The sequence below is a fragment of the Hydrogenophaga sp. FW305-3-2-15-A-LB1 genome (assembly GCF_058787875.1).
On record NZ_JBYTAE010000040.1, the window covers coordinates 1 to 13,683 of the forward strand.

At 68.7% G+C, this 13,683-nt stretch carries 12 protein-coding genes; 4 read left to right on the forward strand and 8 right to left on the reverse strand.

Features of this window, described 5'->3' with window-relative positions:
* Together trmB and AC3WPZ_RS13780 are read left to right on the forward strand one after the other, a co-directional pair.
* On the forward strand, window positions 1-711 hold a 711-nt coding region (gene trmB, locus AC3WPZ_RS13775), incomplete at its 5' end, for a tRNA (guanosine(46)-N7)-methyltransferase TrmB (RefSeq protein ID WP_492440082.1).
* A gap of 16 nt (window positions 712-727) precedes the next feature.
* On the forward strand, window positions 728-1,681 hold the full coding sequence (locus tag AC3WPZ_RS13780; RefSeq protein WP_492440084.1) for a pseudouridine synthase: 954 nt from the start codon (window positions 728-730) through the stop codon (window positions 1,679-1,681).
* Here AC3WPZ_RS13780 and AC3WPZ_RS13785 read toward each other — a convergent pair.
* The 3 genes from AC3WPZ_RS13785 to alaS are packed head-to-tail and all read right to left on the reverse strand — an operon-like array spanning window position 1,671 to window position 5,983.
* Window positions 1,671-2,795 (reverse strand): transglutaminase-like domain-containing protein, encoded by a 1,125-nt coding sequence (locus tag AC3WPZ_RS13785; RefSeq protein ID WP_444686272.1) that lies wholly within the window; start codon window positions 2,793-2,795, stop codon window positions 1,671-1,673. The two genes, AC3WPZ_RS13780 and AC3WPZ_RS13785, sit on opposite strands and share 11 nt — an antisense overlap.
* A 42-nt stretch (window positions 2,796-2,837) precedes the next feature.
* Window positions 2,838-3,365, reverse strand: a complete 528-nt coding sequence (locus AC3WPZ_RS13790; RefSeq protein ID WP_492440087.1) for a TlpA family protein disulfide reductase — start codon at window positions 3,363-3,365, stop codon at window positions 2,838-2,840.
* A complete protein-coding gene (gene alaS / locus AC3WPZ_RS13795) occupies window positions 3,362-5,983 on the reverse strand; it encodes an alanine--tRNA ligase (protein WP_492440089.1) in 2,622 nt (873 codons plus the stop codon). Before alaS ends, AC3WPZ_RS13790 begins: the two co-directional genes overlap by 4 nt.
* Before the next feature lie 267 nt (window positions 5,984-6,250).
* Here alaS and AC3WPZ_RS13800 point away from each other — a divergent pair, with 267 nt between their 5' ends.
* Entirely contained in the window at window positions 6,251-7,741 is a 1,491-nt protein-coding gene (locus AC3WPZ_RS13800) for an NAD-dependent succinate-semialdehyde dehydrogenase (RefSeq protein ID WP_492440091.1), read from the forward strand.
* A gap of 25 nt (window positions 7,742-7,766) precedes the next feature.
* Window positions 7,767-9,374, forward strand: coding sequence for a gamma-glutamyltransferase family protein (locus AC3WPZ_RS13805; RefSeq protein ID WP_444686268.1), 1,608 nt, complete (start codon window positions 7,767-7,769; stop codon window positions 9,372-9,374).
* Window positions 9,375-9,400: 26 nt separating this feature from the next.
* Here the strand turns inward: AC3WPZ_RS13805 and AC3WPZ_RS13810 are convergent, their stop codons facing one another.
* The 5 genes from AC3WPZ_RS13810 to AC3WPZ_RS13830 are packed head-to-tail and all read right to left on the reverse strand — an operon-like array spanning window position 9,401 to window position 13,681.
* Window positions 9,401-10,390, reverse strand: coding sequence for a Bug family tripartite tricarboxylate transporter substrate binding protein (locus AC3WPZ_RS13810; RefSeq protein ID WP_492440093.1), 990 nt, complete (start codon window positions 10,388-10,390; stop codon window positions 9,401-9,403).
* A 51-nt stretch (window positions 10,391-10,441) separates the two neighbouring features.
* On the reverse strand, window positions 10,442-11,101 hold the full coding sequence (locus AC3WPZ_RS13815) for a 4-carboxy-4-hydroxy-2-oxoadipate aldolase/oxaloacetate decarboxylase (RefSeq protein ID WP_492440095.1): 660 nt from the start codon (window positions 11,099-11,101) through the stop codon (window positions 10,442-10,444).
* Entirely contained in the window at window positions 11,101-11,757 is a 657-nt protein-coding gene (locus AC3WPZ_RS13820) for an RraA family protein (RefSeq protein ID WP_382158927.1), read from the reverse strand. The genes AC3WPZ_RS13815 and AC3WPZ_RS13820 overlap by 1 nt, the downstream gene beginning before the upstream one ends.
* The gene (locus AC3WPZ_RS13825) at window positions 11,754-12,434 is read right to left on the reverse strand and encodes an RraA family protein (protein ID WP_492440097.1); all 681 of its coding nucleotides are present in this window, start codon (window positions 12,432-12,434) and stop codon (window positions 11,754-11,756) included. The genes AC3WPZ_RS13820 and AC3WPZ_RS13825 overlap by 4 nt, the downstream gene beginning before the upstream one ends.
* Window positions 12,431-13,681: a Rieske 2Fe-2S domain-containing protein gene (locus AC3WPZ_RS13830; RefSeq protein ID WP_382326958.1), complete on the reverse strand. Its 1,251-nt coding sequence runs from the start codon at window positions 13,679-13,681 to the stop codon at window positions 12,431-12,433. The genes AC3WPZ_RS13825 and AC3WPZ_RS13830 overlap by 4 nt, the downstream gene beginning before the upstream one ends.
* Between the last annotated feature and the right edge of the window lie 2 nt (window positions 13,682-13,683).

The following is a 13,683-nucleotide window of genomic DNA, read 5'->3' on the forward strand; positions in this document are numbered from 1 at the left end:
GCCCAACCGCGCCCTGCCCCCGCCGACACCACCTTCATGCGGGAGGTGAAGAGCTATGTGCTGCGCGCGGGCCGCATGGGCCCGGGCCAGGCTCGAGCCTTCGAACAGCACGGCCCCCGCTTCCTGCTGAACTACGCCCCCGGCGCGTTCGACGCGGCTGCAGCCTTCGGGCGCGCCGCGCCGCTCATCATGGAGATCGGCTTCGGCATGGGCGGCGCCACCGCCCACATCGCCGCCGTGCGCCCGCAGGACAACTTCCTCTGCTGCGAAGTGCACGAGCCCGGCGTGGGCGCCCTGCTCAAGCTCGTGGGTGAGCAAAGCCTGGAGAACATCCGCATCTTCCGCCACGACGCGGTGGAGGTGCTGGACCACATGCTGGGCGAAGCCAGCCTCGATGGCGTGCACATCTTCTTCCCCGATCCCTGGCACAAGAGCCGCCACCACAAGCGCCGCCTGATCCAGGGCCCGTTCGTGAACCGCCTCGCGCGCCACCTCAAGCCAGGCGGCTACCTGCACCTCGCCACCGACTGGGAACCCTACGCCCAGCAGATGCTGGAGGTGCTCCAGGCCGAGCCCCTGCTGAGCAACACCGCCGAAGCGGGTGGCGACGGCTTCGTGCCCAAGCCCGACTACCGGCCGCTCACCAAGTTCGAGAACCGCGGGCTCAAGCTCGGCCACGGCGTCTGGGACCTGGTGTTCCGCCGCGTCTGATCCGCAACGGGCCACCATGGGCCGTCCCCCGAAAAACCCGGCGATTCCCTCGCGGCAAGGTGTGTCCGCCAGCTGCATCGCCCTGCCCTACGACAAGGCCGCGCCCTGGCCGCTGCTGCTCGACTTCCTGGCCGAACGCCTGAGCGCCGTCAGCCGCGAGGCCTGGGCCCAACGGCTCGCGCGCGGCGAGGTGCTCGACGACGCGGGCCAGGCCCTGCCACCCGATGCGGCTTTCACGCCGGGGGTGCGGGTCTACTACTACCGCGAACTCGACCACGAACCCGTGGTGCCGTTCGAGGAAACCGTGCTGCACCTGGACGAGCACCTGCTGGTGGCGGACAAACCGCATTTCCTGCCGGTGACACCCGGTGGGCGCTACGTGCAGCAAAGCCTGCTGGTGCGGCTGAAGAACCGGCTGGGCATCGACACGCTGAGCCCCATCCACCGCATCGACCGCGAGACAGCGGGCCTGGTGGTGTTCAGCCTGCGCCCGCAGGACCGCGACGCCTACCAGTCGCTGTTCCGCGACCGCGCGGTGCACAAGGTGTACGAAGCGCTCGCCCCCTCCGGCGATGCGTCCCAGGCCTGGCCCGTGGTGCGGCGCAGCCGCATCGAGGAAGCGCACGACGCCTTCTTCCGCATGAACGAGGCCGAAGGCGAGCCCAACAGCGAGACGCGCATCGAGCGGCTGGAGGTGCGCGGCCCGTGGGCGCGCTACCGCCTGGAGCCCGTCACCGGCAAGCGGCACCAGCTGCGCGTGCACATGAACGCCCTGGGTCTACCGATCGTGGGCGATCAGTTCTACCCGAGCGTGCAGCGCGGGCCACACGAAGCCGAGGATTTCTCGAACCCGCTGCGCCTGCTGGCCCGGGCCATCGCCTTCACCGACCCCGTGACAGGCGAGGCACGGGCCTTTTCCAGCCAGCAATCGCTGAGCTGGCCCGAGCCGCAGGAAACGGTCAGGCCTTGATCTCGCGCGCCGTGATCTGGTACTTGAAGTCGTCCGGCGCGTAGGAATCCAGACGCTGGCCGCCGGTCTCGCCCACGGGGTACATGAAGAAGCCCAGCTGCGGGCCCTGTGCCTGCGGCAGCTTCACGTCGTGCGCCATGTTCCAGGCCATCCAGTTGCCCTCCCAGCCGCCGAACAGCGCGCGGTTCACCGGCGTGACCACCGGGTGCTGCGTGGTCTTGATCCACTCGGGCGTCTCCAGGCGCATGACCTTGGCCACATCGGCCGGGTCCATCGCCACCCAGCCGTGGCCGGCCAGGTGCACCTCGGCGCGGCAGTGCTGCGCGCCCTTGAGGCTGGCGGAATTGCCGCTGAGCTCCTTGTAGCCGAAGGCCGAGGGCGCCAGGCGGATGCCGTACACGTCGCGCGCCGGCAGGCCGGCCGAGCGGCACAGGCCGACGAAGATGGCGTTGAGGTCGGCGCACTTGCCGCCCAGGTTGCCGGTCTCCAGCATGGTCTTGATGTCGCCTTCGCCGCAGCCGCGCACCTTGGGCTCGCGGTAGGTGTTGGCCACCACCCAGTCGTAGATCTGGCGCGCCTTCTGCGCGTCGGTGCGCGCACCGCGCGTGGCCTTGAGCGCGGTCTCGCGCACGATGCCGTCGGTGGGCAGCAGGGCCGTGGGCTGGGTCCAGAAGCGCAGGCTGGCGGCGTCTTCGGTGCTGGCCGTTTTTTGCGAAAGATCGGCCGCGCGGTTGCGCGTCTGCACGCGGCTGGTGAGTTCCACGTAAGGCGTGCCACCACCTTCGGCGAACGTCACGTGCAGCATGCGGGCACCGTAGTGCCGCTCTTCGGTCAGCTGCGCGGTGCCGTTGGTGCGGAAGTCGCTGGTGAAGGACTTCTGCCAGTCGCTCTCGACCGAGGGCAGCGGCAACCAGACCTGGGAAGCGCCCCGGGGCAGCTCGATGTCCACCCGGGTGGTCACATCGAAGGTGCGCCAGGCGCCGGGCTGGGGGTTGAACTCGCGCGGTGGTGCCGGGTTGGCCTGGGCCAGGGCCCCTGTGGCATGGAACAGCGGTGATGCGGCGGCCACGGAGGTGGCGGCGCGCTGCAGGAAGCGGCGGCGATCGGGGGTCATGAAGGGCACTCCGGAAGGGGGGACAGGAATTATGGGACGGGGTCAGAGCACGAGCAAACGATCCACCCAGCCCAGCGCCTCGCGGCCGCTCCAGTCGACCTCGCCCCGCACGCGCTGGCGCGCGCGGCCCTGGCGATCGATCAGCACCGTGGTGGGAAACACCCGCACGCCCCAGGCGCGCGCGTGTTCACCCAGCGGGTCCAGCCACACCGGCAGGCTCAGCTGGGTCTGCTCCACGAAACGCAGGGCGCGTTGCGGCGGCTCCTTGAAGTTGAGCGCGATCACCGCCAGGCGGTCCTCGCCAATCAGCGGGGGCAGGTCCTGCAGCATGGGCATTTCGGTGCGGCAGGGCTCGCACCAGCTGGCCCAGAAGTTGAGCAGCACGGCGCGGCCTTTGAAATCGGCGAGCTTCACGGCCCGGCCTTGCAGGTCCAGGGTCGTCAGCGCCGGCGTGGGCGTGCCGCGCGGCCAGTCGCTCAGTTCGAAAGCCGGCTGTGCGCCGACCGCCACCGGCCCCAGGGCCACGGCCAGCCCGCTGGCCAGGATCTGCCGGCGGCTCAGCGTGCTCACACGCGTTCGGCCACCCAGCCCTGCACCGACTGCAGTGCCTTGGGCAGACCGCTCGCGTCGGTGCCGCCGGCCATGGCCATGTCGGGCTTGCCGCCGCCTTTGCCGCCCACCTGCTGGGCCACGAAGTTCACCAGCTCGCCGGCCTTGACCTTGCCCATGCTGTCGGCGGTCACACCGGCGGCCAGTTGCACCTTGGCGCCGTCCACGGCGGCCAGCACGATGGCGGCGGTCTTGAGCTTGTCCTTGAGCTTGTCCAGCGTGTCGCGCAGGGTCTTGGCGTCGGCGCCGTTGAGCACGGCAGCCAGCACCTTGATGCCCTTGACGTCCACCGCCTGCGCCACCAGCTCGTCGCCCTGGCTCGAAGCCAGCTTGCCCTTGAGCGCGGCCACTTCCTTCTCCAGTGCCTTGACCTGCTCCAGCGTCTGGCCGATGCGCGCGTTCAGCTCGACCGTGGGCGCCTTGAGCACGCCCGCCGCCTGCGCCACCGTGTCTTCCAGCGACTGCAGGTAGGCCAGCGCGTTCGTGCCGGTGATGGCTTCGATGCGGCGCACGCCCGCGGCCACGCCGCTTTCGCCCACCACCTTGAAGAGGCCGATGTCGCCGGTGCGCTGCACGTGCGTGCCGCCGCAGAGCTCGCGGCTGCTGCCGATGTCGAGCACGCGCACGGTCTCGCCGTACTTCTCGCCGAACAGCATCATGGCGCCGGTCTTCTGCGCCGACTCGATGTCCATCAGGCGCGCCTGCGTGGCGTGGTTGTCGAGGATCTCGGCGTTCACCTTGGCCTCGATCTGGCGGATCTGCGCGTCCGTGACGGGCGCGTTGTGCGCGAAGTCGAAGCGCGTGCGCTCGGCGTTCACCAGCGAGCCCTTCTGCTGCACGTGCTCACCCAGCACCTCGCGCAAGGCCTTGTGCATCAGGTGGGTGGCGCTGTGGTTGCGCACGGTGGCGGCGCGCAGCGCGGTGTTCACCTGGGCGTTCACATGGTCGCCCACGTTGAGCGTGCCCTGCTCCACGCTGCCGTGGTGGCCGAACACGTCGGCCTTGATCTTCTGCGTATCGCCCACGGCGAAACGCGCCGAGCCACTGGTGATGACGCCCTCGTCGCCGACCTGGCCACCGCTCTCGGCGTAGAACGGCGTGTTGTCCAGCACCACCACACCGGTCTGGCCGGCGTTCAGCGCGGCGACCGGCGTGCCTTCGAAGTAGAGCGCGACGATCTTGCCGGGCGCTTCCAGCTGTTCGTAGCCCACGAACTGGTTGCCCGCGCCGGTGTAGTCCAGCGCCTTGTCCATCTTGAACTTGCCGGCCGCGCGACCTGCGGCCTTCTGCTTTTCCATCGCGGCGTGGAAACCCGCCTCGTCCACCGACAGGCCGCGCTCGCGGCAGACGTCGGCCGACAGGTCGAGCGGGAAGCCGTAGGTGTCGTGCAGCTTGAAGGCCACGTCGCCCGGCAGCACCTTCTCGCCGCCGGCCAGCGCCGCGTCGAGGATTTCCATGCCGTTGGCCAGCGTTTCGTAGAAGCGCTCTTCCTCGGCCTTGAGCACCTCGGTGATGCGCTGCTCCTGGCGCGCCAGGTTCGGGTAGGCCGCGCCCATCAGCTTCACCAGGTCGGGCACCAGCTTGTGGAAGAACGGCGTCTTCTGGCCCAGCTTGTAGCCGTGGCGGATGGCGCGGCGCACGATGCGGCGCTGCACATAGCCCCGGCCTTCGTTGCTGGGGATCACGCCGTCGCTCACCAGGAAGGCGGTGGCGCGGATGTGGTCGGCGATCACCTTGAGCGAGGGGTTGTCCCGGTCGCTGATGTGCGTCTCGCGCGCGGCGGCCTTGATGAGCGCGTCGAAGATGTCGATCTCGTAGTTGCTGTGCACGTGCTGCAGGATCGCGGCCAGGCGCTCCAGGCCCATGCCGGTGTCCACGCAGGGGGCGGGCAGCGGCGTGACGGCGCCGGTCTCGTCCATGTTGAACTGCATGAACACGTTGTTCCAGATCTCGATGAAGCGGTCGCCGTCTTCATCGGGACTGCCCGGAGGGCCACCGGCGATGTGGTCACCGTGGTCGTAGAAGATCTCGCTGCACGGACCGCAAGGTCCGGTGTCGGCCATCATCCAGAAGTTGTCGGACTTGTAGCGGCCGCCCTTGTTGTCGCCGATGCGGATCACGCGCTCGGGCGGCAGGCCGATCTCTTTCGTCCAGATGTCGTAGGCCTCGTCGTCCTCTTCATACACCGTGGCCAGCAGGCGCTCCTTGGGCAACTGGTAGACCTCGGTCAGCAGCTCCCAGGCCCATTTCAGGCTCTCGCGCTTGAAGTAGTCGCCGAACGACCAGTTGCCCAGCATCTCGAAGAAGGTGTGGTGGCGCGCGGTGTAGCCCACGTTCTCCAGGTCGTTGTGCTTGCCGCCGGCGCGCAGGCAGGCCTGCACCGAGGCCGCGCGCACATAGGGGCGCTTGTCGGTGCCGAGGAACACGTCCTTGAACTGCACCATGCCGGAGTTGGTGAACATGAGCGTCGGGTCGTTGCCGGGCACCAGGGGGCTGGACGCGACCACGGTGTGGCCCTTGGAAGCGAAAAAGTCCAGGAAGCTCTTGCGGATGTCGGCAACGGAGGCGGGGCGGGTCATGTTGGCCTTGTGGGTGGTCGTCGTTGAATGCGGGGCAGCGCTCGCGCGCGCGGAACCCGCTATTTTCCAACATGCGGGCCGACCCCGGCGCGCGGGCGGCGAAATCGGGTGGATCGGCCCGCCGCGTCGCGGGCGGCACCGCCCCGGAAAAGACCGGGGGCTATGCTGGAACGCCTTTCGGCGGCACAATCGGCGGCGATTCATTTAACAAGTTAAATAAATCCCGATCACCCCTTCCCGCGCACCGCATCGACGGAGACAACACCCATGGACATGAAGACCTCCCCCCTGGCCCTGCTCAAGGACCCGAGCCTGCTCAAGACCGACGCCCTGATCAACGGCCAGTGGGTTGCCGGCAACCGCCGTTTCGACGTGCACGACCCGGCCACCGGCCACAAGCTGGCCGACGTGGCCAACCTGGGCCCCGCAGATGCCGAAGCCGCGATCGCCGCCGCCAACGCCGCCTGGCCGGCCTGGAAGGCCAAGACCGCCAAGGAACGCAGCCACATCCTGCGCAAGTGGTACGACCTGCTGATGGCGAACCAGGACGACCTGGGCACCCTCATGACCGCCGAACAGGGCAAGCCCCTGGCCGAGGCCAAAGGCGAGGTGGCCTATGGCGCGAGCTTCGTGGAATGGTTCGCCGAGGAAGCCAAGCGCATCAACGGCGAAACCCTGCCCACCTTCGACAACAACCGCCGCCTGATGGTGCTTAAGCAGCCCATCGGCGTGTGCGCGGCCATCACGCCCTGGAACTTCCCGCTCGCCATGATCACGCGCAAGGTGGCGCCCGCGCTGGCCGCCGGCTGCCCCGTGATCATCAAGCCGGCCGAGCTCACGCCGCTGACCGCGCTGGCCGCGGCCGAACTGGCCATCCGCGCCGGCATCCCGGCCGGGGTGTTCAACATCCTCACCGCCGACGCCGAACAGTCCATCGCCGTGGGCAAGGTGCTGTGCGCGAGCGACGTGGTGCGCCACATCAGCTTCACCGGCTCCACCGAGGTCGGCCGCATCCTCATGGCGCAGTGCGCGCCCACGGTCAAGAAGATGTCGCTCGAACTGGGTGGCAACGCGCCCTTCATCGTGTTCGACGACGCCGACATCGACAGCGCGGTGGAAGGCGCCTTCGCCAGCAAGTACCGCAACGCCGGCCAGACCTGCGTCTGCACCAACCGCTTCTACGTGCAGGCCGGCGTCTACGACGCCTTCGTGCAGAAATTCGCCGCCAAGGTGAAGACCGCCAAGGTCGGCAACGGCTTTGGGGAGGGCGTGAGCCAGGGCCCGCTGATCGAGGAAGCAGCCCTCGTGAAGGTGCAGCGCCATGTGGACGATGCCGTGGCCAAGGGTGGGCGCGTGGTGGCCGGTGGCCAGCGCCTCGCCAGCCTGGGCAGCGGCCAGTTCTTCGAACCCACCGTGGTGGCCGACGCGACGGCCGACATGCTGTGCGCGAAGGAGGAAACCTTCGGCCCCTTCGCGCCGGTGTTCAGGTTCCACACCGAGCAGGAAGCCATCGACGCGGCCAACGCCACCGAGTTCGGCCTGGCGAGCTACTTCTACAGCCGCGACGTCGGCCGCATCTTCCGCGTGAGCGAGGCGCTGGAGTACGGCATGGTCGGCATCAACGTCGGCATCCTGGCCACCGAACACGTGCCCTTCGGCGGCGTGAAGCAGTCCGGCCTGGGCCGAGAGGGCTCGCACCACGGCATGGACGACTACGTGGAAATCAAGTACCTCTGCGTCGGCGATATCCTCAAGTGATTCCCACCTGAGAGACCCCCACCCCATGCAGTTCGACTGGAGCCACCCCTACCCCACCATCCGCAGCCCGCTCATGGCGCGCAACGTGGTCGCCACCTCGCAGCCCCTGGCCGCGCAGGCCGGTCTGCGCATGCTGCTCAAGGGCGGCAACGCGGTGGACGCCGCGATCGCGGCCGCCGCCGCCCTCACCGTGGTGGAGCCCATCTCCAACGGCCTGGGCAGCGACAACTTCGCGATCGTCTGGGACGGTCAGCAACTGCACGGCATGAACTCCTCGGGCGTGGCGCCCGCGGGCTGGAGCAAGGCCTATTTCGAGAACAAGCACAACGGCCAGATCCCGCTGCGCGGCTTCGATGCCGTGACCGTGCCCGGCGCGGTGGCCGGCTGGGCCGCCTTGTCCGAGCGCTTCGGCGCCCTGCCCTTCGCCGACCTGATGGCGCCGGCCATCGAGCTGGCCGAAAGCGGCTTCGCGGTGGCGCCCGTCATCGCGCACAAATGGGCCCTGGCCGTGCCTCTGCTGCAGGACAAGCCCGGTTTCGCGCAGGCCTTCATGCCCCGTGGCCGTGCGCCGCTGCCCGGTGAGCGCTTCGGCTTCGCCGAGGCTGGCCGCGCGCTGCGCCGCATCGCCGAGACGCGCGGCGAAGCCTTCTACCGGGGCGAGATCGCCGCCGCCATCGATGCCTTCGCGCGCGAACACGGCGCGCAACTGCGCGCCAGCGACCTCGCCGCGCACGAGGTGCAGTGGGTCAAGCCCATCGAGATGGCGTTCGCCGGCCACACGGTGCACGAACTGCCGCCCAACGGCCAGGGCATCGCCGCGCTCATGGCGCTGGGCATGCTCGAACAGCTCGACATCGGCCGCTACGGGCCGGACAGCATCGAAGGCCAGCACCTGCAGATCGAGGCCGTCAAGCTCGCCTTCGCCGATACCTACCGCTGGGTCGCCGACGAGCGCTTCATGACCGAGGTGCGCGCCGCCGACCTGCTGGACCCGGGCTACCTGCGCGACCGCGCCAGGCTCATCGACCCGAAACGCGCCATTCACCCCGGCGCGGGCCACCCGCCGCGCGGTGGCACGGTCTACCTCACCGCCGCCGATGCGCAAGGCCGCATGGTCAGCCTGATCCAGTCCAACTACCTGGGTTTCGGCAGCGGCGTGGTCGTGCCCGGCTGGGGCATCAGCCTGCAGAACCGGGGCCACGGCTTCACGATGCAGGATGGCCACCCCAACCAGGTCGCACCGGGCAAGCGGCCCTTCCACACCATCATCCCGGGCTTCCTCACGCGGCAGGGCCAGGGTGTGATGAGCTTTGGCGTGATGGGCGCCAACATGCAGCCGCAAGGCCATGTGCAGACGCTGGTGCGCATGCTGGTGCACGGCCAGCAGCCCCAGGCCGCGTGCGACGCACCGCGCTGGAAATGGGGCAAAGGCCTGGACGTGGATTTCGAATCCACCATGGCGCCCGCGCTGCGCGACGGCCTCAAGGCGCTGGGCCACCGCTTCGAGCCGACCGCCGACACCTACCTCGACTTCGGCAGCGGCCAGTTCATCGCGCGCCTGAGCGACGACATGGCCGACGGCTACGTGGCCGCGAGCGATGCGCGGCGCGACGGGCAGGCGGTGGGGTTCTGAGCGTCGTCCTGCGGGGGCGCCACGCGTCAGTCGGCCTTGATGCCGTTGCGCTTGACCACGTCGGTCCACATCGCGAGCTCGCTGCGGCACAGCGCCGCCAGTTGCTCGGGTGCCCCCCCCACCGGCTCCGTGCCGGCCGTGAGGAGCTGCGTCTTCACCTCCGGCATGGCGAGCACCGCGGCGACTTCCCTGTTCAGCTTCGCCAGGATGGGCTTGGGTGTGCCCGCAGGCAGAAAGAGGCCGTACCAGAGTTCGCTGTGAACGCTGGAGAGGCCGGCCTCGGCAAACGTCGGCACATCGGGAATCTCGGCGAAGCGCGATTTGCCGGTTTGCGCCATCGCCTTGAGGTGGCCGCTCTTGATCAGGCGAACGGCGTTCTCCATCGGGGCGAGCACCACCGTGACGCTGTTCTGAACCACGTCCATGATGGCGCCGGGCACGCCCTTGCTCGGGACGTGCCGCATGCTGGTGCCCAGCACCTGTTGCAGCTGGGCGGTGTAGAGGTGCAGGGTCGAGGCCTGCCCCGCCGAAGCGTAGGTGGCGTTGTCGCCCTGCGCCTTCAGATAGCTCACCAACTCCTTCAGGTTGTTCGCCGGTGTCGCGGCGTTCACCACCAGCACCAGGTTCGAGCGGGCGATCTGGATGACCGGATCGAAGTTCTTGATCGGGTCGTAAGGCATCTTGCGCAGCACCGAGTTGATGATGTGCGTGGGTGGCGCCAGCATCATGGTGTAGCCGTCCGGCGCGGCGGCGGCGACCGCCGCGGTGCCGATCTGTCCGCTCGCACCGGGGCGGTTCTCGACGATGACCGGCTGCCCCAGGCGTTGCGACAGCCGCTCCGACACCATGCGGGCCAGGGTGTCCGTCACGGACCCCGGGCTGTAGGGCACGACCATCTTGAGGGTCTTGGCGGGATAGTTGCCCGCTGTCTCGGCCTGGGCCATCGCCCATGGGGTGGTGGCGGCGGCCAGCAGGCCGATGACCGCAGTGCGTCGGTCGAGTCGAGGGATGTTCATGGGGTTTGTCTCCTGGTTGTACCGTCCATCTGCCTGGGCTTGCGCGGGCGCCTAGCGCCATCCGTAAATCGACAAGGTGCTCTCTCCTCGTTGGAGCCGCTGGACGAACTCGGCTTCTTCGGCATCGCGTTGCGCCCCCGCGTCCAGGACCGCCCCGGCCATGTGGTGTGGGATGGCGACGACCCCGTCGCCATCACCGACGATCAGGTCGCCGGCGTTCACGACCACGTCGCCGATCAGAACCGGGTGATTGATCCAGCCGACGGCGCCGAAATCCTTGCCCGTCCCCCGAATGCAGAGACCGTGGCTGAACGTGGGCACGCCGATCTCCCGCAGCAGATCGCCATCGCGCACACAGCCGTCGATCACCAGGCCGGCCAGGCCTCGGGCCTTGGCCATCGTCGCCATGATCTCGCCCCAATAGCCATGCTCGTGGGCACCGCCCGTGAACACCACCATCACATCGCCGGGCTGGACCCGCTCGAGCGCGCGATGCAGCCAGAGGTTGTCCCCCGGCGGGGAATGCACGGTGAGGGCCGATCCCGCGCAGCGAAACCCGGGCGCGAGCGCCTGGATCTGGGAAGGCAGGGCACCGATCTTTCGCGCGGCCTCGTGCAGCGTGGCCGACGATGCGGCCTGCGCTCGCGCGAGGACGGGCGCCGGCAGCCGGACCGCGTCCCGCGTCGTGGTGGAAGGGTCGTGCCGCTGCATCACGATGCCCTCGTCTGCAACTGGTGGTACCCATGGGCCTTGCGCGCCTCGTCCAGGCGCATGCCACCCCGCACCGCCGCGCGCACGCGCGCCTCGGCCGAGTCGATGGCTTCGGCGGTGTCCAGGACCCGTGCCTCGTGCTCCTTCGGAATGATCACGACGCCATCCGCGTCGCCTTTCACGATGTCACCCGGGCTCACACGGGCATCGCCGACATTGACGGGAACGCCCGTGGCCTCGACCTGCACACGGTCCTTGCCGGTGCGCATCCAGTGATCCTTGGAGAAGACCGGGTAGTTCAGTTCCAGACAGAGCGCGACATCGCGGCAGATGCCGTCGATCACGGTCCCGGCGATGCCCCGCCGATGCGCAATCTCGGTCAGGATGTCGCCCCACACGGTGGCGTTGTCGCGGCCGCCGTTGTCCAGAACGATCACGCTGCCGGGAGGCACATCGTCGATGTAGTCTCCGACGGTGCCAGGTGGGCTGCCCGCCGGGCCGTACAGCAGGGTCCACGCCCGGCCGGCCATGCGAAAGGAAGGGTCTCGCGGCTTGACGCGATGGCACTGGCCAACGATGCCCAGCTTGTCGAGGGCGTCACTGAGGGCGGCCGTGTCCAGCCGGGCCGCGCGTTGCACATGGGGATCGTCGTTCATCGCTTGTTCTCCAGCATCTGTTCGTAGTGGCCATTCATCACCTGGCTGATCGGGGTTCCCCCCTGGAGGGCCTTGGCCATGCCGCCCTCGCGCCGCGCGATGGCTTCGGCGGTGTCGAGCACCTCCTCGATGCTTGCCGCCGCAATGACGACCACACCACTGCGATCGGCCACCACGTAGTCACCCGGCTGGACCGAGACATTCCCCAGCGCCACCGGCAGCTGAGTGCCCAGCTCGACGACGCGCGACCGGGCCGTCAGGCAGGTCAGGCTGCGGCTGAAGATGGGGAAACCGTAGGCGATGGCCTCGTCCACGTCCCGAAGTGGGCCATCGGCAATGACGCCCTCGACGCCGCGCACCTTGGCGCCCAGCGTGAGCAGCCCGCCCCAGCAGCCGGCCTCGACGCCGGAACGCTGCTCGACCACGATCACCTGGTCCGGCCCCGAGAGTTCGATGGCGGTGCAACCCAGATGCCGTGGCTCACCCGGGGGTGGCTGGCCTGGTCCGACCTTCATCGTGACAGCGACCCCGGCGATGCGCCCCTGGCCACTGCGCTGCGGGATGCCGGTGACGGCGCCCGCGCGCCCCAGCTTGTCGAGGGCGTCGGACAGTGCGCAGACGTCGATGCGCCGCAGGCGCGCCACGCATGCCTTCTGGGTGGTGCTCAGCGTGTTCATAGGCCTGCCGCCTCCCGGAAAGCCTGGCGGACCGACTCGGGCTGGCCATAGGCAAAGCGGAACCCTTCGTAGTGCTGCCGCCAGATGGGGTGCGCCAGAAGCACTTGCCTCGGAAGGCCCCGCAGCAGAAACTCGCGTTCCGCGATGGGCAGCTGAACCCGGACGTTTTTCGCCGGATCACGGATGACGCCTTTCGGATCCTCGCCCCGTTCAACCGCCGCGATGTCCTGCTCGAACCGCCGACGCAGCATCACGATGCCGCGGTCGCTGAGCCCGAGGGTCTCCTTCGTCCGGTCGGCGATGACCCCCTGGCCCACCCAGGCCACCATGTCCTGGTTGATCACGTGACTCGTCACCCAGCGCCCGGTGGCGTCGTCCTTGACCGGGCTGCGCCAGGTCGGCACCGAGGGCTGTGAATACGACTCGACCTCCTGCGGCAGGCGCGTGAAGATCCACGAGATGCTGAGCGTGTTCTCGTCGTCGATCGGCACCCGGTACTCGAAGTGGTCCCCGAGGAAGAACGCGTTGGGCCACAGGCACACCCGGCCGACGGTCCACATCGCATCGGCCTTCGTGGCCTCGCCGCGAATGCGCTTGTAGACCAGCCCGTGGTCGAACTCTTCGAAAGCGACTTCCTTGTGTTCCGCCGAGTAGGGACCGGTCTGCCCGCTCAGGCGGGTGCTCCAGTTGTTGTGCATCCATTCGAAGTGCACGGGATCGATGGAGTTCTCCTGGCACTGCAGCCAGTTGCAGGGCACGTCGGATACCACGATCTGGACGAAACCGTTCTCGAAGCTGAAAGGCTCCCAGTCGGGCAGCTCCGGTGCGGGAGCGGGCCCCAGGTAGGCCCACAGAAGCCCGGCCTTCTCCTTCACCGGATAGCCCTGGATGCAAATCCGCCCGCGTTTCGTGATGTCGGGGTTGACGGTGTCCTCGTACGGGCGGCTCACGCACTTGCCCGAGGCATTGAAGGCCCAGCCGTGGTAGCTGCAGCGGATGCCGTCGGCCTCGACGAAACCGTAGGACAGGTCGGCGCGGCGGTGGGCACAGGCCCGCTCGACCAGGCCATGGTTGCCGCTCAGGTCGCGGTAGAGGACGAGGTCCTCGCCCATCAGCCGCAGCGGCTTGATGGGGTTCTCATCGAGTTCCGAGGCGCCCGCGATCGGCATCCAGTGCCTTCGCAGCACCTCGCCCATGGGCGTTCCGCGGCCGACCTGCGTCAGCCTGCGGTTCTGTTCTTCATTCATTG

Excerpts from the sequence above, each read along its gene's own strand:
- AC3WPZ_RS13810 (WP_492440093.1), bottom strand. The coding sequence starts at position 10,390 with ATGAACATCCCTCGACTCGACCGACGCACTGCGGTCATCGGCCTGCTG.
- AC3WPZ_RS13825 (WP_492440097.1), bottom strand. The coding sequence starts at position 12,434 with ATGAACACGCTGAGCACCACCCAGAAGGCATGCGTGGCGCGCCTGCGG.
- AC3WPZ_RS13780 (WP_492440084.1), top strand. The coding sequence starts at position 728 with ATGGGCCGTCCCCCGAAAAACCCGGCGATTCCCTCGCGGCAAGGTGTG.
- AC3WPZ_RS13800 (WP_492440091.1), top strand. The coding sequence starts at position 6,251 with ATGGACATGAAGACCTCCCCCCTGGCCCTGCTCAAGGACCCGAGCCTG.
- AC3WPZ_RS13785 (WP_444686272.1), bottom strand. The coding sequence starts at position 2,795 with ATGACCCCCGATCGCCGCCGCTTCCTGCAGCGCGCCGCCACCTCCGTG.
- alaS (WP_492440089.1), bottom strand. The coding sequence starts at position 5,983 with ATGACCCGCCCCGCCTCCGTTGCCGACATCCGCAAGAGCTTCCTGGAC.
- AC3WPZ_RS13820 (WP_382158927.1), bottom strand. The coding sequence starts at position 11,757 with ATGAACGACGATCCCCATGTGCAACGCGCGGCCCGGCTGGACACGGCC.
- AC3WPZ_RS13805 (WP_444686268.1), top strand. The coding sequence starts at position 7,767 with ATGCAGTTCGACTGGAGCCACCCCTACCCCACCATCCGCAGCCCGCTC.
- AC3WPZ_RS13830 (WP_382326958.1), bottom strand. The coding sequence starts at position 13,681 with ATGAATGAAGAACAGAACCGCAGGCTGACGCAGGTCGGCCGCGGAACG.
- AC3WPZ_RS13815 (WP_492440095.1), bottom strand. The coding sequence starts at position 11,101 with ATGCAGCGGCACGACCCTTCCACCACGACGCGGGACGCGGTCCGGCTG.